This window comes from Shewanella violacea DSS12 (assembly GCF_000091325.1).
In the GTDB taxonomy this organism is placed as follows: Bacteria; Pseudomonadota; Gammaproteobacteria; order Enterobacterales; family Shewanellaceae; genus Shewanella; species Shewanella violacea.
Genome location: NC_014012.1, coordinates 4,715,296 through 4,736,727, shown reverse-complemented (window position 1 = coordinate 4,736,727; position 21,432 = coordinate 4,715,296). Strand labels below are relative to the sequence as shown.

Sequence of the window (21,432 nt, the reverse complement as noted above, 5' to 3'; positions counted from 1 at the left end):
CTAGCCGGTTTTTTTGTGTCTGTCTTTTCTGGTTTCTATATATTTAGTTTCTCGCTGTAGCAGAAAAACCGGCAATAAAAAGGGCCCGCAATTGCAGACCCTTCATAAGTTAATTTCGCTATTTAACTTGGGTATCTATGACTAATTGTGCAGTATCTCCAACCTTTACCTTAGCAAGTCTGCCTTGTAGATCTCCAGTCTGAGGTTTCACGCTACCATGCTTAGAGAGGATGGCGATAATCTCAACATTCTTAGCGCCACTAAGTAGCATATCCGCACCCATGGATGTGCTGTCATCTAAGGTGATTGTGGTAGGTAAAGAGTTTGCCGAGACCTTAACTGCTGCTAGGGGGACTTTAGGGCCTTGAGTACTGCGAGCAAAGATAAACAGCATATCTGAACTTCCCACTTGCTTGGCTAATTCATCAGATACCGATACTTGAATATTAACTGTTTTTGCCACACTAGCGGGATTAGTATGGGCGGCATCGCTTGGCATTGCACCAGTATCCGCCTGCATTCTCATCTTGGCGCTATCGATAGCCTTGATGACTGCCGTTCGATCAACATCGTTTCTGTCGCTGTCGAGTATGGTTTGCCAACTGTCTATTGCTACTTGATAATTATTGGTAAAGAAAGCGTCCATACCTTTTAGTAATAGAGTCGATGGATCTTCAGGATCCAGTGCTAAAGATTGGTCGATAATCGCCTGAATTTCCGGGGTAATCTGTTGATTATCCCTGTAATACATGGCTGTCGCTTTTGGTCCTAGCAGTTCGGCTTGAGTGCCCACTAACTCCATGGTCTGGTCAAATACTGTAATAGCATCATCGAAGCGGCTTGCCGAGATATACAGGTGGCCAAGGCTAAATAATAACTGACTATTCTCTGGTTCGGATTTTGCCTGTGCCTCCGTCATCAGTAATCTTTGCTCCATGATCTGTTCAGGAGTCATCCCCGCATGCAGGCTGGCTTGCTGTGGTTGACCGAGTTCAGCGTAGGCACCGACAGTGGCGTATAAATAACCTGTAAGACCTATTAGCGCAACAGACATGACTACTGGCCAGGCAAGGCCCTTAGGTTTGATTTTATTAACTAGAGATTCATCCTCACCTTGTTTCATATCTTGCAGTAGGCTGATTTCTAGTTCTTGCTTAAACGCATCGAACTCAGTTTGTTCTAGCTGTTCATCTGAAAAATCTTTCTCTAATGTGGCGAGCCGACTGTTAAAAAGTTCTAAGTTAGCTTGTTTACGAACTCCGGCTTCTTCCGCTTGCGTCATCTGCTTTTGACGAAAGTGAGGAATCCAAATCAGTGTTAAGCTGACCAACAAAAAAAGTGCAATAAAAATCCAGAGAGTGGTCATTATTTCTTTTCACATGAGTTACAAAAGCGGATGTGCCGCTGGGCTTGATGAAGATTATACGTAAAGATTATTCATTGAACAGTAATATAAGAAATTCATTAGTGGAAAAGGCAGAGACTTGAGTGTTTCTTCACAATTCAATTCTATTTCCGCTAACTTAGGCCAAACTTAAGCTTCACCTAAGGCTTAAAGCATAGAATCTGCCAGATTTCATACGTGGAATACAGGTGTTAAAGTACAAAGAAATGAGACAAGTTATCCATATTTGTTCGAAAGAAGCAGACAGATACAATCGCAAATACTAAAATGACTCAAAATTTTAACCTTACTAGTGTGGTTTTAAACTCACATTAAGGTTAAGCGATTGAATTAGACTTAAGTTTAAACAATTCATCTAATAGGACCGAGGAAACCCCATGATCCCAGAGTTAGGACACATATCGCTAATAATAGGTTTGGCATTTGCCTTCCTGTTAGCTTGCGTTCCTTTAATTGGTGTTGCACGTAAAGACCAATACTTAGTGCGATATGCTTGGCCGTTAACCTATGGCATGTTTTTCTTTATCGCCGTATCGGTTATCGTTCTGGGTTATAGTTTTGCGGTTGATGATTTCTCAGTTGCTTATGTAGCACATCATTCAAACTCTCAACTACCTATCTTCTTTAAGATAGCAGCAGTATGGGGGGGACATGAAGGTTCTTTACTCTTCTGGGTGTTTGCATTATCAGGCTGGACTGCAGCGGTTGCATTTTTCAGTAAAAGCCTAGAAGAGGTATTTACTGCCCGAGTACTCTCCGTGCTGGCCTTTATTGTTGTGGGTTTTGCATTGTTCATGATCTTAACCTCAAACCCTTTCGAGCGCTTATTTCCTACTCCTATGGAGGGCCGTGATCTAAACCCTATGTTGCAAGACGTTGGTCTGATCTTCCACCCACCTATGTTATATCTTGGTTATGTTGGCTTCTCTGTGAGCTTCGCCTTCGCTATTTCAGCCTTGATGGGGGGCAGTCTAGATTCAGCATGGGCTCGCTGGAGTCGTCCTTGGACATTGGCAGCTTGGGTATTTCTAACCGGTGGTATCTCTCTTGGGTCTTGGTGGGCTTATTATGAATTAGGTTGGGGTGGTTGGTGGTTCTGGGATCCTGTTGAGAATGCTTCTTTCATGCCTTGGTTAGTCGGTACCGCATTGCTCCATTCGGTTATCGTTACCGAGAAACGTGCGGCATTCCGTAACTGGACAGTACTACTGTCTATAACCGCATTCTCGTTAAGCTTGTTAGGTACATTTATTGTTCGTTCAGGAGTGCTTACTTCGGTGCACTCCTTTGCCTCAGATCCTAGTCGAGGCATGTTTATTTTGCTGTTACTAGGCTTAGCTGTAGGTGGCTCTTTGACACTATTCGCTTTCAGAGCGAGTCAAATGAAGAGTCCGGCACGTTTCGACTTATGGTCTAGAGAAACTATGCTGCTTGTGTGTAATATTTTGCTCACAGTGGCATGTGGTACCGTACTTCTTGGTACCCTCTATCCGCTACTTATAGATGCCTTAAATATGGGTAAAATCTCAGTAGGACCACCATACTTTAATGCTGTATTTGTACCCATTATTCTGGTGTTGTTTGTCTTTATGGGTATAGGCCCGAACATTCGTTGGAAGAAAGCTAAACCTGGTGCTGTACAGGCTAAAGTTCTGGTTCCTGCCCTGGTTGCTATTATCGTCGGTGTGGCAGTGCCATTCCTAGCCGATGGAAAGTTCAATACTTGGGTCGCCTTGGGTATAGCAGCAGCAACCTGGATCACGCTTACTACACTTAGAGCCGGATATGATTTGATTAAATCGAAAGATGGCTCTCTCAGTCTGGCTCGTTTAGGTCGTAGCCAATTGGGTATGCTCATCGCTCACTTAGGCATAGCGGTATCTGTTGTGGGTGGCACTATGGTTTCAAACTACTCTATCGAGAAGAGTGTACGTATGGGGCCTGGTATCAGCCAGGAATTAGCTGGGTATACATTTAGCTTTATCGAAATTAAAAATGTCGTTGGCCCTAATTACACTGCTCAACAAGGGCAGATTGAAGTGTATAAAGATGGTGACTTCATCACCTTACTAAAGCCAGATCGTCGTCAGTACAATGTACGTACTATGGATATGACGGAAGCGGGTATCGACTGGGGACTCTTCCGTGATTTATATGTCACCATGGGAGATCCAATTAGTCCTACCGAGTTCGCTGTACGTATTAACTATAAGCCATTTGTGCGTTGGTTATGGTTCGGCAGCATATTTATGATGGTTGGTGGTTTCTTTGCTGCATCTGACAAACGTTATCGTGCCAAGAAAGTAACGCAAACATCTAAGCTTGACGCGGAAAAAGAGAAATTGGCTACGGCCTAACTTGAATTGGGGCAAGTATGAAGAAGCTAATATTATTTATTCCACTGATCTTAGTGATGGGCATGGGGGGCTTCTTATATAAGGGGCTCTTCCTCAACCCAAAGCTGCTAGATTCAGCACTCGAAGGCAAACCTATTCCTGTTTTCCAGCTAGAGCGCTTGGAAGATAGTAGCGAGATAATCACCAATGAAACTTTGAAAGGTAAAGTGTCACTATTAAACGTATGGGCAACTTGGTGTCCTTCGTGCAAATACGAGCATCCTTATCTTATGCGTTTCGCCAGACAGAATACCTTACCTATTTATGGTATTAACTATCGTGATGAGCGAGACTCAGCACTTAGAGAGTTAAATATTCTAGGTGATCCTTATACTAAGAATATCTACGACCACAATGGTCGCCTAGGTCTAGATCTTGGTGTTTATGGTGCGCCGGAAAGCTTCTTAGTGGATCACAACGGTATCATTAGATTCAGATATGCGGGTCCAATCGATCAGCGTGTATGGGATGAGACCTTACTGCCAATGATTAAACAGCTGCAAGCCGTTGCAAAAGAGGAGGGCGCATCATGATTAAATCTATATTCAAATTTATGGGCGCTATACTCCTGTCATTAACTGTGATGTCAGTAAATGCTACGCCGGTTGATACCTATGAGTTCAAGTCTGCTGAAAATCAGCAGCGAGCGTTGGAGCTCGCGCATTCACTTCGTTGTCCTCAGTGTCAAAACCAAAATTTGATCGACTCAAATTCCCAGGTGGCTCAGGACCTTCGTCTGGAAGTCTACCAGATGGTTGATGCCGGGAAAGATTATGACGAAGTGATAGAGTTCATGACTAGTCGCTATGGTGATTTTGTCCTTTATAAGCCAAGAATGGAGCCCAAAACCTACATACTCTGGTTAGGTCCTATTGGGCTATTAGTTTTAGGTTTATGTATCGGTTTTATCTTTGTGCGTAAACAACGTATCTCCCAAGTCGAAGATCAAGGCATTAGCGCCGAGGAGCAGAAAGAGTTAGATAGGCTGCTTAATCGAGACGCTAAATAAATTAACGCCTGGTAACAGTACTAATAATGTCTTTGTTAGTACTCACTTCCTTATCTATGTATAAAGCTATGGCGTTGCAGAGATGCAGAAGAAGATCTAAGGGGCACCTAGTAGCCTATAGAGCTTAGCCTCGTCTGAAACCATTTTTTAAAGAGTTAGGTTAGTAAGGTTTCACTTCTTATATAAGATAGAAAGTAGAGTTTACAATGATAAGTAAATACTAGAGCTTGTTCAGTGTTTATCGATAACTCCTATTATAGGTAACTCATATATAACCAAGATATGGCGTTATCGCTTACTAAAAAGGGACCTAAGGTCCCTTTTTAGTATTTAAAATTCAGTAGTGAGGCTTAAATGACCGAGTTAAGTCTTATAAAACATCATTTTGTTTGATAAATATGCGGTCATTACATTAATCGGATTATTCCTTTGAATAGCCCTTGTACTCACATCGAAATCCCCTATAATGCGCATCCACTGACACGGCAAACCAGTCTTCTTAAACGAAGCTGAAACCCAGTCAGGGCAATAAGTAAGCGGTTGAAATTAATTTTTTAAAAGCCCTTGACGCCAACCACGGAGAGTGTAGAATACGCCTCCTCAAGCCAACGACCTAGCGTCAACGGCGGTGCTACTTAGCACCACGCTCTTTAACAATACAAAACAAGAAATCTGTGTGGACACTCACAGGTGTTGAGTTATTCGAAATTGCTTCACTCTTTCTAGTAAAGGATGAGCAATCAAAAATTTAACTCGATGAACCACTGAGTGACCATAGCAACTTTGGTTTCTACTTTCTTTCGAGAAAGTAAATTCAAAGAAGCAAAATATGTAAGCTTCATTGACCTTCGGGTTAGTGAAAAACAGTATAATTCATTGAGCCGATGTCATCTTCGAAAGAGGGTGCATCAAAAGAACTTTAATTGAAGAGTTTGATCATGGCTCAGATTGAACGCTGGCGGCAGGCCTAACACATGCAAGTCGAGCGGAAACAGAAAGTAGCTTGCTACTTTGCTGTCGAGCGGCGGACGGGTGAGTAATGCCTAGGGAACTGCCCAGTCGAGGGGGATAACAGTTGGAAACGACTGCTAATACCGCATACGCCCTACGGGGGAAAGGAGGGGACCTTCGGGCCTTTCGCGATTGGATGTACCTAGGTGGGATTAGCTAGTTGGTAAGGTAATGGCTTACCAAGGCGACGATCCCTAGCTGGTCTGAGAGGATGATCAGCCACACTGGAACTGAGACACGGTCCAGACTCCTACGGGAGGCAGCAGTGGGGAATATTGCACAATGGGCGAAAGCCTGATGCAGCCATGCCGCGTGTGTGAAGAAGGCCTTCGGGTTGTAAAGCACTTTCAGCGAGGAGGAAAGGTAGGTAGTTAATAACTGCTTACTGTGACGTTACTCGCAGAAGAAGCACCGGCTAACTTCGTGCCAGCAGCCGCGGTAATACGAGGGGTGCAAGCGTTAATCGGAATTACTGGGCGTAAAGCGTACGCAGGCGGTTTGTTAAGCAAGATGTGAAAGCCCCGGGCTCAACCTGGGAATTGCATTTTGAACTGGCAAACTAGAGTCTTGTAGAGGGGGGTAGAATTTCAGGTGTAGCGGTGAAATGCGTAGAGATCTGAAGGAATACCGGTGGCGAAGGCGGCCCCCTGGACAAAGACTGACGCTCAGGTACGAAAGCGTGGGGAGCAAACAGGATTAGATACCCTGGTAGTCCACGCCGTAAACGATGTCTACTCGGAATTTGGTGTCTTGAACACTGGGTTCCCAAGCTAACGCATTAAGTAGACCGCCTGGGGAGTACGGCCGCAAGGTTAAAACTCAAATGAATTGACGGGGGCCCGCACAAGCGGTGGAGCATGTGGTTTAATTCGATGCAACGCGAAGAACCTTACCTACTCTTGACATCCATAGAACTCGCTAGAGATAGCTTGGTGCCTTCGGGAACTATGAGACAGGTGCTGCATGGCTGTCGTCAGCTCGTGTTGTGAAATGTTGGGTTAAGTCCCGCAACGAGCGCAACCCTTATCCTTATTTGCCAGCACGTAATGGTGGGAACTTTAGGGAGACTGCCGGTGATAAACCGGAGGAAGGTGGGGACGACGTCAAGTCATCATGGCCCTTACGAGTAGGGCTACACACGTGCTACAATGGTCGGTACAGAGGGTCGCAACGCCGCGAGGTCAAGCTAATCCCACAAAGCCGGTCGTAGTCCGGATCGGAGTCTGCAACTCGACTCCGTGAAGTCGGAATCGCTAGTAATCGTGAATCAGAATGTCACGGTGAATACGTTCCCGGGCCTTGTACACACCGCCCGTCACACCATGGGAGTGGGCTGCACCAGAAGTAGATAGCTTAACCCTTCGGGGAGGGCGTTTACCACGGTGTGGTTCATGACTGGGGTGAAGTCGTAACAAGGTAGCCCTAGGGGAACCTGGGGCTGGATCACCTCCTTACCTATACGACTAACTCAATATTTGCTGAGTGTTCACACAGATTACTTGTTCTTGTTAGAGCGAGAAACGCACCTTTACGGTGTTGTTTGTTCTTTAAAAATTTGGAAAGCTGATAGTGTTAATGCGAAAGGGATAGCGACTTACTTGTAAGTTGTTATTAATAGCATTAGCGCGAAAAATAAATAAATAATTGAGTTCTCAAACACTTAAATCAAGTGCCGAAGCATAGCAATATGCTTCAAGAGTATTCTTTTGGCGAAAGTAAACACCATTAGTTGCATTACTATTCATATTAGTTTCAAACTTATGTGGGTTGTATGGTTAAGTGACTAAGCGTATACGGTGGATGCCTTGGCAGTCAGAGGCGATGAAGGACGTAGTAACTTGCGAAAAGCGTTGGCGAGCTAGTAACAAGCATTTGAGCTAACGATATCCGAATGGGGAAACCCACTCACATAAGTGAGTATCACATACTGAATACATAGGTATGTGAGGCAAACCCGGGGAACTGAAACATCTAAGTACCCGGAGGAAAAGAAATCAACCGAGATTCCCCTAGTAGCGGCGAGCGAACGGGGATTAGCCCTTAAGTCTATGGGGTGTTAGTGGAATGAGTTGGAAAGCTCAGCGGCACAGGGTGATAGCCCCGTACATGAAAACTAACTATAGATGAAAACGAGTAGGACGGGACACGTGACATCTTGTCTGAACATGGGGGGACCATCCTCCAAGGCTAAATACTCCTGACTGACCGATAGTGAACCAGTACCGTGAGGGAAAGGCGAAAAGAACCCCTGTGAGGGGAGTGAAATAGAACCTGAAACCGTATACGTACAAGCAGTGGGAGCGGTTCTTGAGACCGTGACTGCGTACCTTTTGTATAATGGGTCAGCGACTTACATTTTGTAGCGAGGTTAAGCGAATAGCGGAGCCGTAGGGAAACCGAGTGTTAACTGCGCGTTTAGTTGCAAGGTGTAGACCCGAAACCCGGTGATCTATCCATGGGCAGGTTGAAGGTTGAGTAACATCAACTGGAGGACCGAACCGACTTATGTTGAAAAATGAGCGGATGACTTGTGGATGGGGGTGAAAGGCCAATCAAACCGGGAGATATCTGGTTCTCCTCGAAAGCTATTTAGGTAGCGCCTCGAGCGAATACCATTGGGGGTAGAGCACTGTTAAGGCTAGGGGGTCATCCCGACTTACCAACCCTTTGCAAACTCCGAATACCAATGAGTACTACTCGGGAGACACACGGCGGGTGCTAACGTCCGTCGTGAAAAGGGAAACAACCCAGACCATCAGCTAAGGTCCCAAAGTTATTGCTAAGTGGGAAACGATGTGGGAAGGCTTAGACAGCTAGGAAGTTGGCTTAGAAGCAGCCATCTTTTAAAGAAAGCGTAATAGCTCACTAGTCGAGTCGGCCTGCGCGGAAGATTTAACGGGGCTAAGCAATACACCGAAGCTATGGGTTTGCTAGTTTACTAGCAAGCGGTAGAGGAGCGTTCTGTAAGCCGTTGAAGGGAAAGGGGTAACCCATCCTGGAGGTATCAGAAGTGCGAATGCTGACATGAGTAACGATAAAGGGAGTGAAAAACTCCCTCGCCGAAAGACCAAGGTTTCCTGTCCAATGTTAATCAGGGCAGGGTAAGTCGACCCCTAAGGTGAGGCCGAAAGGCGTAATCGATGGGAAACAGGTTAATATTCCTGTACTTCTGCTAACTGCGATGGAGAGACGGAGAAGGCTAGGCTAGCGCGGCGTTGGTTGTCCGCGTTTAAGGTTGTAGGTTGTATTCTTAGGCAAATCCGGGAATACGCATTAAATTGCAAGACTGAGGACTGATGACGAGTCACTAAGGTGATGAAGTAGTTGATGCCATGCTTCCAGGAAAATCTTCTAAGCTTCAGGTTAGTAGGAATCGTACCCCAAACCGACACAGGTGGTTGGGTAGAGAATACCAAGGCGCTTGAGAGAACTCGGCTGAAGGAACTAGGCAAAATGGTACCGTAACTTCGGGAGAAGGTACGCTCCCAGCGGTGATGAGACTTGCTCTCTAAGCTGCCGGGAGTCGCAGATACCAGGTGGCTGCAACTGTTTATCAAAAACACAGTACTGTGCAAACTCGCAAGAGGAAGTATACGGTATGACGCCTGCCCGGTGCCGGAAGGTTAATTGATTGGGTTATCTTCGGAGAAGCTCATGATCGAAGCCCCGGTAAACGGCGGCCGTAACTATAACGGTCCTAAGGTAGCGAAATTCCTTGTCGGGTAAGTTCCGACCTGCACGAATGGCGTAATGATGGCCACGCTGTCTCCAGCCGAGACTCAGTGAAGTTGAAATTGCGGTGAAGATGCCGTATACCCGCGGCTAGACGGAAAGACCCCGTGCACCTTTACTATAGCTTGGCACTGAACATTGAACCTACATGTGTAGGATAGGTGGGAGACTTTGAAGCAGAGACGCTAGTTTTTGTGGAGTCAACCTTGAAATACCACCCTTGTAGTTTTGATGTTCTAACTTAGGCCCCTGAATCGGGGTTGAGGACAGTGTCTGGTGGGTAGTTTGACTGGGGCGGTCTCCTCCCAAAGAGTAACGGAGGAGCACGAAGGTTGGCTAAGTACGGTCGGACATCGTACGGTTAGTGCAATGGCATAAGCCAGCTTAACTGCGAGACATACACGTCGAGCAGGTACGAAAGTAGGTCATAGTGATCCGGTGGTTCTGTATGGAAGGGCCATCGCTCAACGGATAAAAGGTACGCCGGGGATAACAGGCTGATACCGCCCAAGAGTTCATATCGACGGCGGTGTTTGGCACCTCGATGTCGGCTCATCACATCCTGGGGCTGAAGTCGGTCCCAAGGGTATGGCTGTTCGCCATTTAAAGTGGTACGCGAGCTGGGTTCAGAACGTCGTGAGACAGTTCGGTCCCTATCTGCCGTGGGCGTTGGATGATTGAAGGAAGCTGCTCCTAGTACGAGAGGACCGGAGTGGACGAACCGCTGGTGTTCGGGTTGTTATGCCAATAGCATTGCCCGGTAGCTACGTTCGGAATCGATAACCGCTGAAAGCATCTAAGCGGGAAGCGAGTCCTAAGATGAGTCATCCCTAGGAATTTAATTCCTCTAAAGAGCCGTTCGAGACTAGGACGTTGATAGGCAGGGTGTGTAAGCGTTGTGAGGCGTTGAGCTAACCTGTACTAATGACTCGTGAGGCTTAACCATACAACCCAGATGGGTTTGTAGCGTTAATGATGATTACTTTACAAGCACAAAAGAATACGAACTTGATTTAAGTCGAACCAATTATTACTTTATTTAAAGCTATTTAGAATATTTTAAAAGATTTTGAATAGACAGCTTTCTAAATTTACCAAATTAGTCTGGAAACCATAGCATTGTGGCACCACCTGAACCCATCTCGAACTCAGAAGTGAAACGCAATCGCGCCGATGGTAGTGTGGGGTCTCCCCATGTGAGAGTAGGTCATTTCCAGGCGCCTAATAAACGATAAAGCCCGTTGCTAACGCAACGGGCTTTTTTCGTTTAGGCCTGGAAATGACCGAACGAACATGGGGAATATAGATAGCGCATGCGAAGCATGCATCCTTTCATGTGATAGTAGGGCGATATCGCTGCGTTCAGCAAACGAAGTTTGATGCTGCGGTAGAGCGCGGAGAGCTTGCTCGAAGCCGGGCCATTGGAAGGCGCCTCCGTTTTTGGTTCCATGACCAGCGCACTCCTGATTTTTCAGTAGAGAAGCCACCTGAATCAGGTGACTTATCCACTTAGAAAGGCATGAATGCCTACCCCCGATGTCGGTCGATAAATGCTCCTTCAATATCGACACTTCCGCCAAAATATATCCATATATAACTGCCAGTTCGCCGTCCATGGCTCTCGTTCATAAACTTATGACTAGCGTCATATTCACCACGGCGGTCGCCCCGCCGCTGAGCTTGGTCAGCAATTGCATCCATGTATTTCTGACATTCACCACATCCCTGTGGCGGGCTCTCCCGCTACGAAACGAAGTTTCTCCGCGTTCAATTATGGCTGAATACTGCGTACTCAAAGCGCCATAATTTCACCCCCATGTGTCCACTTCGTGGACTACGAGAGTTGTTCATTTCCAGGCAGGCGCCTAATTTCTCGTAAAGAGAGTCGATAAATCCCGTTGCTAACACAACGGGCTTGTTTCATTTTTAGCTTGGAAAGATGACCACTCGAACATGGGGAATATAAAGAGCCCGAACGCAGTGAGGTTCATTCGATGTGATAGTAGGGTAAAACGGGCGTTGTTGGCGAAGCGTAGCTTTGCGCCCGTTGAACGCGAAGGGCTTGCCTGAAGCAGGGGCACTGTAAGGCGCCTCCGCTTTTTGTTCCTGCGCATCCAGAACACCTGAATTTCATCCCCATGTGTCAATTTCGTGATCGAGTAGGTCATTTCCAGACATCTTCGAGAGCCAAATACTGTTATTTAAAGAACCAGTTGCTTTCCTATGTTCTATGCATAAAAAAGCCTACTTAGTTGTAGGCTTGATTTTTTTTTGCATTTGCAAGATAGAGTTAATCCATTGAGAGTTCTTTGAGCTTTCGGGTGAGGGTATTTCGGCCCCAGCCGAGTCGCTTGGCGGCTTCCTGTTTATGGCCATTGGTGTGGGCCAGTGCGGTTTCCAGTAAAATTCGCTCGAATGCTGGTTGGACTTCGGTGAGGAGATTATTTTCACCTGCACTGAGTCGCTCATCAATCCAAAGTTTCAATGACTCTTGCCAATTCGACGGATCAGCTGCTGATTGATTTTTAATTTGATTTTGCTCTTTGAGCAATTCAGGTGGCAGATCTTGGGGTAATATCTCTTGTCCAGATGCCATGACCATGAGCCAACGACAGGTATTTTCCAATTGACGGACATTACCCGGCCAAGGTAGTTCTGAGAGTTTTTCGGCTGTCTCAGGGGTCAATATTTTAGGTTCAACAGCTATTTCTTTGGCGGCGGATGAAAGAAAATGTCTCGCGAGTTGAGGAATGTCCTCTCTTCGTTGTGATAATGGGGGCAGGTGGACCTTAATGACATTGAGCCTATGATACAGATCTTCCCTGAAACCTCCCTTCTGGACTAACTGCTCTAAGTCTTGATGGGTTGCGGCTATGATTCTAACGTCGACTTGCACTGGAGAGTGGCCGCCGACACGATAAAACTGGCCATCAGCTAATACTCTGAGTAATCGGGTCTGGACGTCTAGAGGCATATCACCAATTTCATCTAGAAAGAGTGTGCCACCATTTGCCTGTTCGAACCTGCCTTGCCTGACACCTGACGCACCGGTAAAGGCACCTTTCTCATGGCCAAAGAGTTCAGATTCGATTAGATCTTTAGGGATCGCAGCCATATTGATGGCGATAAAGGGTTTATCTTTTCTTGGGCTGTGCTTATGTAGGGCGCTGGCGACTAGCTCTTTACCTGTACCAGACTGGCCATTAATGAGTACGCTAATCGAAGATCGAGATAGGCGACCTATGGCGCGAAAGACCTCCTGCATAGCGGGGGCCTCACCAATAATTTCGGGGGCTTTAACTTGTATCTCTTCAACCGTATTTACTGCCTGGTCTGTAGAGTGAGTTAATGCTCGCTCTACTAAGGTCACGGCTTCATCGATATCGAACGGTTTAGGTAAGTATTCGAAGGCACCAGCCTGATATGCGCTTACTGCACTATCTAGATCTGAATGAGCAGTCATTATGATGACTGGAATATTAGGGTAATGAATTTGAAGCCTCTCTAATAGAGATAACCCATCTGTGCCAGGCATGCGTATATCTGAGATGATCACCTTAGGCTGTGATAGCTCCAATGCCTCCCATAGAGACTCTGCTGCGGCAAAGCTTGCTGAAGATATCTTGGCACCTTTTAATGCTCTTTCTACGACCCAGCGAATTGAACTGTCGTCATCGAGTACCCAAACTTGCTCTGTCATACTGCTCTCCCATGATGATATTCAAATTTTATTGGTGTCGTGCTTGTTATTATTCTCTTTTTACCGCTGCAGCTCATTTAGTTTTTATTGGCAGTAAAATCGTAAACTCGGTTTCTCCAGGGGTCGACTGGCAATCTATTCTTCCGCCATGTAATCGAGCAAAGTTATGGGATATGGATAAACCTAGGCCTGAGCCTTGATCTCTACCTGTCACCATAGGATAAAATAAGGTGTCCATGAGCTCAGGTTTTATACCCGGACCATTGTCGATAACAGATAAGGCAATCACGATTTTATGTCTCTGAGTGCCAATAGTGATCTGGTGTTGAGCGCGTGTCTTGATGATTATATTGCCGCCAACACCTTCCAAGGCCTGAACTGCATTTTGTACAATATTAAGCACAGCTTGCTGAATCTGTTCCGGATCCATATTTATATCTGGAATCGAAGGATCGTAGTCTTGCTTGAATTGGATATTTTCCGGCAGTGCCATGGTGACAAGCTTAAGAACTTTTTGGATCACTTCATGAATATTTTGCTGTGTATGTTGGGTAGGTTTCTGCGGCCCAAGTAAGCGATCGACCAGATTTCTTAATCTATCGGCCTGCTCAATGATCATATCGGTAAATTCATGTAATTCGGGATCATGTAACTCCCGTGAAAGTAGTTGCGCCGCCCCTCTCAGTCCACCTAATGGATTCTTTATTTCGTGAGCTAAATTACGTACTAGATATTGTGCTGCCTGCTGTTGGGCATCGAGAGTCAATTGCTGATGGATTCGACGTTGCTGGTCTACCTGTCTCAGTTCAAGCAGAGCTAAACCTTGCTCATGCTCTAATGGGGTCAAGGTTATATCCACAGTATGATGTTGATTATCCAATGTCACTAGAGGTGCAGTGCTGATGGTTAAGCCTTGATTATCCCTTATTGCACCGCTGAGTATTTGCGTGCTTACGCCTAACACTTGAAAGTTATCTGCAAGGGAATGCTCAGTTAACCTATGGGTGCTGACGCCTAATAGCTGCTCCGCGGCTGCATTGGCATAACTTAGCCTAAGATCCACATCTATGACCATGACTGCGGTAACAAGGTTATTGAGCAGGTGTTTTAGATCCATTAGGACTCCCAGCAAATTAGATGCACCATAACAATGCACCGTTTTGGTGCATTGTGCAATACCCTTCACTGAGTGGTTTTCATGTCTAACTAAGCTAACTATATAAAATTAATGGTTTTATTAGTTCCCGCTTTTTAAAGGTGTTGCCGTGGTCTGGCGATTAATGATAGCTCTGTGAAGGTATACCTTTCTTGGGGATGATGATGCAAGTTGTTTGCCGTTTTGTGCCACAGCCTTGATAACAAAGTTATGCTCGCCTCTGTCGATGTCTTTGAGGCTAAATATAGGGCTAGTTTGTGGCGTGCCAACTACAACTCCATCCATCAGAAGTACTAACACATGTTTGGCCCCTAGATTCGGGGAGATCCTAGCCATAATAGTGATCTTGCCTTGGTTATCCCGAATGGTTTCTTCTTCGCTAGGCGAGGTGATACTCAAGTCATATTGTGTCAATGACTGCTGATTTTCATCGGCTGTAGACGACTTTGCCTTAGATGTGTGCAATTTGATCTGGTTTTGAGTATTGCTCTTAAACTCGACAGTTTCAGAGTTTTTAATGGGTTGATCTGAATAATGTATCTTGCCATCTGCATCGACCCATTTATAAACCGTTGCTTGAGTAAATAGGCTAAAAAACATTAGGGAAATAGTAAGGTAGAAGCGCATAAAAGTTCCTTTGTTACATATTTGTATGCTCTTCAAGGTTAGCTTTTTTTTAGTCAAAAATCATGAGTAAATTGTCTTAGTACAAAGAGATTCACAATTCAGCTCAGATATGGCATCGAAATGACTGGTTAACTGAGTTATTTCGATGGCATTTCTCGTTGAGAGCTAGCCTCACTCTTGTGAAGCGCTATGCTTGATTCTCAACTGGCTTGTAACCATATTTCTTGCCATTTATTCGCTCGATGATCTGTGTCGCATTGAGATCGTGGATCACGTTGATTAAGGTCGCAGGTGCATCGGTAACTGCGCCGATTATCACTAAGATAGGAATGACTTCGATAGGTAAGCCCAATGTAGTGACAATAAATATTTCTCCCAAAAAAGCGCCACCGGGTACGCCACCTATGACAAAGGCTGATAGAACTGAAATCAAAATTGTAATGGCAAATACATCCGGGGTGAATTCTAACCCTAGCAGTGAATAGATGAAGACTATCTTGAGTGCGGTAGTCATAGATGCGCCGCCCTTGTTTAAATTGACGAGTAGCGGTAAACAGATGTCGGCTATCTCCTCTTTGATCCCCATCTTATTCGCTGCACGTATATTGACTGGCAGGGTGGCCAGGGAAGAGCTAGTGCCTAGAGCGGTAACCGAAGGTTCGATAGCATGCTTCCAGAACTGGCGAACACCCTTAACGCCACCTCCAAGCCAGGCATAGAAAGTGGAACCTAAGGTAAAATAAGTGATAGCAGCGATAAAAAATAGGCCTATGGCGCGGGCAAAAGTACCGAGCAGATGTGTATCCTGACTCGCCATTGTCGAGGCGAAGTAGGCGCCTAAGCCCACGGGGGCCGCTACCATAAGAATGGAAATTATCTTCATGATGACAGTATTAAGGCTGTCGAGCATACGGGAGACTTTCACTCCATCTTCACCGGATTGACCAATGGCAATGCCTGAAATCACAGACATAATAATGAGAGCTAAAATATTCGATTTTGATAATAAGCCGACAAAGTCATTAGTGGTAAGCAGCCCAACAAAATCCATGGTGCCTGAGCCTGCTTCGATACTTTGATTAAGGTCTAATATGACACCTTGAGCAGGATCAAAGGCCAGTGCTAGCCCTACTATGGACAGAGCTGGAATAATCGCCATCACAATCGATACCATTAATATGGTGACGAGAATAACGCCAAGTTTCTTTAAATCTGTCATGCGCGCGATTGATGACGTCACGCTGATAGCGACGAGTGGCACAATTATCATAAACAGCAAGTTAAGAAAAATCTGCCCTATGGGTTTGAGTTTAAGGGCAAATTCTGGAGCTAAAAGCCCTAAGCTGCCACCGATAAGTAGAGCGGCAAGTAAAATGATGGATGAGCGATAAGGTTTAAGTTTTTTCCACATATAATTGATCCATTAATTTTATGTCAGATCACAGACTTACCATGAGTTAGAGGCTACAAACTATATAAGCTGTATCTGAGTGTCAACTTGTTACTAACGGTCCTCAAGCCTTCTCTTATCATGTTTTATTGACAGATATCATCGAAGGCTTTAGTCCTTCACTATTTAAATTCGGATTATTTATCTGGGGATGCATATTATTTGCCTGACATAGACATGTTGATATCTAGATGATTTAAACCATGATCTATTTTCGAAGAATCTAAGGTGTGGGGGGCAAGGACCTCTGTCATGGTTGTAAAATTGGCTTTGTGAGATTCTAGCCAAGATGTCTTCAGCTGATTGCTGGGGGAGGCGACTAGTACTCTGTATAAACCACTAGAGTTTAATAAAGGGGCTATAAAGCTAAGTTAATGGCAATAAAAAGGCCCTAAAAAGATGTTAGGGCCTCTAATACTAGCTGATTAACTTACAGCTATGGATACATCATTGAGATTACAAGCTGTAATAAAGCTCGAACTCGACAGGGTGAGTAGTCTGATTAACACGCTCAACATCTTCAGATTTCAGCGTGATATATGAATCGATGAAATCGTTGCTGAATACTTCGCCGCGAGTCAGGAATTCACGATCTGCATCCAGACATTCCAGTGCATTCTCAAGTGAAGTAGCCACTGTTGGGATTTCAGCAGCCTCTTCAGGAGGCAGGTCATATAGATCTTTGTCCATGGCTTCACCCGGATGGATCTTGTTCTGGATACCGTCTAGGCCAGCCATCAGCATAGCCGAGAATGCCAAATATGGGTTAGCCATTGGGTCACCGAATCTTAGTTCGATACGACGTCCCTTAGGGCTTGGAACCAAAGGTATACGAATCGAAGCACTGCGGTTAGCTGCAGAGTATGCCAACATTACAGGCGCTTCGAAATGTGGGATCAGACGCTTGTACGAGTTTGTGGCTGGGTTAGAGAAGGCGTTGATGGCGCGAGCATGCTTGATAACTCCACCGATAAAATAGATTGCCATCTCGCTCAATCCGCCGTACTTGTCACCAGCGAATAGGTTGGTGCCATCTTTGGCCAGCGAAATATGAACGTGCATGCCGCTACCATTGTCGCCAACGATAGGCTTAGGCATAAAGGTAGCTGTCTTACCATAAGCGTGAGCTACGTTATGAACGACATATTTAAGCACCTGAACTTCATCGGCCTTGAGTGTTAGTGTGTTGAAGCGAGTCGCGATCTCGTTTTGACCGGCAGTTGCCACTTCGTGGTGATGTGCTTCAACGACCTGACCCATCTCTTCTAGAACCAGACACATGGCTGAACGTATGTCTTGTGAAGAGTCGACCGGTGCTACAGGGAAGTAACCACCTTTAACGCTTGGACGGTGACCCTTGTTACCGCCTTCATAGCTGGTACCTGAGTTCCAGGCAGCTTCTTCGGCATCGACCTTGTAGAAACAACCTGACATATCGGCGCCATATTTAACGTCATCAAACAGGAAGAACTCAGGTTCAGGGCCGAGCAAAACTGTATCTGCTATGCCGGTAGAACGTAGGTACTCTTCGGCTTTCTTGGCGATAGAGCGTGGGTCACGGTTATAACCTGTCATAGTACCAGGGTTAAGGATGTCACAACGAATGTTGGCCGTTGTCTCTGCAGTGAAAGGATCCAGTACGAAGCTTGCAGGATCTGGCATCAAGACCATGTCTGATTCGTTGATTCCCTTCCAACCATTAATAGATGAACCATCAAACATCTTGCCGTCTTCAAAAAAGTCTTCATCGACCTGATGTGAAGGGATTGAGACGTGCTGTTCTTTACCACGGGTATCGGTAAAGCGTAGATCAACAAACTTAACTTCTAATTCTTTGAGTTGTTGTAAAACTGATTCAGCTGACATTCTAAGTCTCCGAGTAGGGTAAAGGGTTAGCCCTTATTTATTTCTAAACTTTATTAGTGCTTTTATGCGATTCTGACTCTTAGCAAGCGAGACTCGTGCCAAAAATATAAGTTTATGATTTTTAATAACATATTAAAGATAGGCTGTAGGCATATATGAAAGTTCGCACCATTATGGTGCGCTAAGTGTTCGATCTTGGTGCGATCACCATGATGGTGCGAAGGCAGACAAGCATACTATTCATAGCTGACTAAAAAATAATCCTGTGCGAGAGCACTAGGCTAGAGTAGAATGGCACGTTTTTTATTGCAACAGCTATTATTAAGGCTGTTTCAAATATCCCACAATATATAGATGGTAAGAGGTTTATCTGTGTTAGAGAATTTACGTAACATCGCCATTATTGCACACGTTGACCATGGTAAAACTACCCTGGTAGACAAGTTGCTGGCGCAGTCTGGAACTCTTGAGACCCGAGGAGAAGCCGCTGAGCGGGTGATGGATTCAAACGATCTTGAAAAGGAACGTGGAATCACGATTCTTGCAAAGAACACTGCCATCAAGTGGAATGATTACCGCATCAACATCGTGGATACTCCTGGTCACGCCGATTTCGGTGGTGAAGTTGAGCGTGTACTTTCTATGGTTGATTCAGTATTACTTCTAGTTGACGCTGTTGATGGCCCTATGCCACAAACTCGCTTCGTAACTAAGAAAGCTTTCGCCCTAGGCCTTAAGCCTATTGTTGTTATCAACAAGATTGACCGCCCTGGTGCGCGTCCTGATTGGGTTATCGACCAAGTCTTCGACCTGTTCGACAACTTAGGCGCTACCGATGAGCAGTTGGACTTCCCAATTGTTTATGCTTCTGCATTGAACGGTTTCGCTGGTCTGGAGCCTGAAATTACTGAAGGCGACATGACGCCACTGTTCGAGACTATCGTCGAGAAAGTTTCTTCACCCGATGCTGATGCAACTGGTGATCTACAGATGCAGATCTCTCAGATAGATTACAACAACTATGTTGGCGTTATCGGTATTGGTCGCATCAAGCGCGGTAGTATCAAGACTAACCAGCAGGTCACTATAATCAGTGCTGATGGTACTAAGCGTAACGGTAAAGTTGGCCAGGTATTAGGTTACATGGGTCTTGATCGTAACGAAGTTGAAATCGGTAATGCCGGTGACATCGTGGCTATTACAGGTCTAGGTCAACTACTTATCTCAGATACTGTCTGTGCAACTACTAACGTAGAAGCATTGCCACCACTGTCTGTCGATGAGCCTACTCTGACAATGACCTTCCAGGTCAACACCTCTCCATTCGCTGGTAAAGAAGGTAAGTACGTTACTTCACGTAACATCTTCGAGCGTCTGCAGCGTGAATTAGTTCACAACGTAGCGCTACGTGTGGAAGAGACTGAAAGCCCGGATCGTTTCCGTGTTTCTGGTCGTGGTGAGCTTCACCTGTCAATTCTAATCGAAAACATGCGTCGTGAAGGTTACGAGCTAGCTGTTTCTCGTCCAGAAGTTATCGTTAAAGAGATCGATGGCGAGATGTGTGAGCCATTCGAAAACTTGACTGTTGATATTGAAGAGCAGCATCAAGGTTCTGTTATCGAGAAGCTTGGTATCCGTAAAGCTGATATGAAAGACATGCAGCTAGACGGTAAGGGTCGTGTTCGTATCGACTTCGTTATCCCAAGTCGTGGTCTAATCGGTTTCCAAACTGATTTCATGACTGCTACTTCTGGTTCAGGTCTTATCTACCATTCATTCGACCATTACGGTCCAGTGAAAGGCGGCGATATCGGTCAGCGTGCTCGTGGCGTATTGATCTCTAACGGTACTGGTAAAGCACTGACTTTCGCTCTGTTTAACCTTCAGGCTCGTGGTCGTCTATTTATTGGTCACGCTGCAGAAGTGTATGAAGGTCAGGTTGTCGGTCTTCATGCTCGCGCAAATGACTTAACTGTTAACTGTTTGAAAGGTAAGCAGCTGACTAACATGCGTGCATCGGGTACCGATGAAGCACAAGTACTGACTCCACCTATCAACATGACACTCGAGCAGGCGCTTGAGTTTATCGATGATGATGAGTTGGTAGAAGTAACGCCGTTGAACGTTCGTGTTCGTAAGCGTTACTTGAATGAGAACGATCGTAAGCGTCATAACCGCAAGTAATCTATTTGACTTGGTTATGTTAGCCGAAACCTAAGGTTTCGAATTACGTAAGAAAAGCCCTGAACATGAAAATGTTCAGGGCTTTTTTATGTCGGGAACATTTATGCCAGTACCCAGGGATGGACAAGTACTGGTATTTGTACAGGGCCTCTTTTAAGTATGAATTATCCCCGATCGCAGGGATAGCGATAGAGGGGATTTGTATCTGCGGACTGGCAGATAGCGTCAGTTTATTGGTTTGATTCATTTGGCTTCATTGTTATTTGATTAGTTTGCTAATTACCGTAGTGCCATTGGTGTTTATTGCTTGCAGCAAGCTTATATGTAGCTACTTCTGTGGGACGCTATGAAGCCATCCATGGCTGCTCTGCGGTTTCCAATAACGTCCTTGTTAAACTGCCAGTTCGGCATCCATGCCTCTCGTTCGAAGAGCTCCACTAAGTGAAGCCTCACTCTGAAACCGAAGCACACAGCCGCATCTACATCAGGTTATTCATTTCTTTGATTGGAGTTTACGTTCAGTAACTCACGGAGAGAAGAGAGTTAGGTAATTTGCTAGATTAGTAATAAATGGATTATTTAAAGTCTTTGAAAAACTCAGTGTAGGTGCAGCTGAGAGCTTCGGCAACATAGATACTGCCGAAGAACCTACGGGAATATATTCACGCCGTATCGCAGACTCTTGTCAAAGTAAGAGTACACATCTCCCGTCGGACAGGCGTTTGGTTACCATGAAGGAACAACCTTCAAACAGCCCCCCAATATCTACTCAGCCAGAAGCTAAATCAGCATTTATTTAAAGGCCGGTGTAGCTTCGAAGGCCAGTTAATCAATGTGTCATAGAGTTCAGATACTGTACCAGATAGATACGTCCTCATCTGGTGTTTGGATCTGGA

The 21,432-nt window shown here is 45.4% G+C and carries 10 protein-coding genes and 3 rRNA genes; 7 read left to right on the top strand and 6 right to left on the bottom strand.

The window, feature by feature from the left end; translation table 11 throughout:
• Positions 1-118: 118 nt before the first annotated feature.
• Positions 119-1,366, bottom strand: a complete 1,248-nt coding sequence (gene ccmI, locus SVI_RS19520; protein WP_013053390.1) for a c-type cytochrome biogenesis protein CcmI — start codon at positions 1,364-1,366, stop codon at positions 119-121.
• 416 nt (positions 1,367-1,782) lie between these two features.
• On the opposite strand from ccmI, the gene SVI_RS19515 reads away from it, so the two are divergent.
• The 6 genes from SVI_RS19515 to rrf all read left to right on the top strand — a co-directional run bounded on the left by SVI_RS19515 (position 1,783) and on the right by rrf (position 10,772).
• A complete protein-coding gene (locus tag SVI_RS19515) occupies positions 1,783-3,762 on the top strand; it encodes a heme lyase CcmF/NrfE family subunit (RefSeq protein WP_013053389.1) in 1,980 nt (659 codons plus the stop codon).
• 17 nt (positions 3,763-3,779) lie between these two features.
• Entirely contained in the window at positions 3,780-4,334 is a 555-nt protein-coding gene (locus SVI_RS19510; protein ID WP_013053388.1) for a DsbE family thiol:disulfide interchange protein, read from the top strand.
• Positions 4,331-4,810: a heme lyase NrfEFG subunit NrfF gene (gene nrfF, locus SVI_RS19505; RefSeq protein WP_013053387.1), complete on the top strand. Its 480-nt coding sequence runs from the start codon at positions 4,331-4,333 to the stop codon at positions 4,808-4,810. The genes SVI_RS19510 and nrfF overlap by 4 nt, the downstream gene beginning before the upstream one ends.
• A 920-nt stretch (positions 4,811-5,730) precedes the next feature.
• Positions 5,731-7,275, top strand: a 16S ribosomal RNA gene (locus SVI_RS19500).
• Between the two features lie 319 nt (positions 7,276-7,594).
• Positions 7,595-10,499, top strand: a 23S ribosomal RNA gene (locus tag SVI_RS19495).
• A gap of 157 nt (positions 10,500-10,656) precedes the next feature.
• Positions 10,657-10,772: ribosomal RNA gene (gene rrf, locus SVI_RS19490) — 5S ribosomal RNA — on the top strand.
• Together the 16S, 23S and 5S rRNA genes form the textbook arrangement of a ribosomal RNA operon.
• A 1,071-nt stretch (positions 10,773-11,843) precedes the next feature.
• Here rrf and glnG read toward each other — a convergent pair.
• The 5 genes from glnG to glnA form a co-directional block, all read right to left on the bottom strand.
• Entirely contained in the window at positions 11,844-13,253 is a 1,410-nt protein-coding gene (gene glnG / locus SVI_RS19480; RefSeq protein WP_013053385.1) for a nitrogen regulation protein NR(I), read from the bottom strand.
• Between the two features lie 73 nt (positions 13,254-13,326).
• Positions 13,327-14,370, bottom strand: a complete 1,044-nt coding sequence (gene glnL / locus SVI_RS19475) for a nitrogen regulation protein NR(II) (RefSeq protein WP_041420121.1) — start codon at positions 14,368-14,370, stop codon at positions 13,327-13,329.
• A gap of 120 nt (positions 14,371-14,490) precedes the next feature.
• Complete coding sequence (locus tag SVI_RS19470) at positions 14,491-15,036, bottom strand: DUF4124 domain-containing protein (protein WP_013053383.1); 546 nt, start codon at positions 15,034-15,036, stop codon at positions 14,491-14,493.
• 187 nt (positions 15,037-15,223) lie between these two features.
• A complete protein-coding gene (locus tag SVI_RS19465) occupies positions 15,224-16,447 on the bottom strand; it encodes a dicarboxylate/amino acid:cation symporter (RefSeq protein WP_013053382.1) in 1,224 nt (407 codons plus the stop codon).
• A 495-nt stretch (positions 16,448-16,942) separates the two neighbouring features.
• Positions 16,943-18,352: a glutamate--ammonia ligase gene (gene glnA, locus SVI_RS19460; RefSeq protein WP_013053381.1), complete on the bottom strand. Its 1,410-nt coding sequence runs from the start codon at positions 18,350-18,352 to the stop codon at positions 16,943-16,945.
• Between the two features lie 372 nt (positions 18,353-18,724).
• On the opposite strand from glnA, the gene typA reads away from it, so the two are divergent.
• On the top strand, positions 18,725-20,536 hold the full coding sequence (typA, locus tag SVI_RS19455) for a translational GTPase TypA (protein ID WP_157608738.1): 1,812 nt from the start codon (positions 18,725-18,727) through the stop codon (positions 20,534-20,536).
• Positions 20,537-21,432 lie beyond the last annotated feature (896 nt).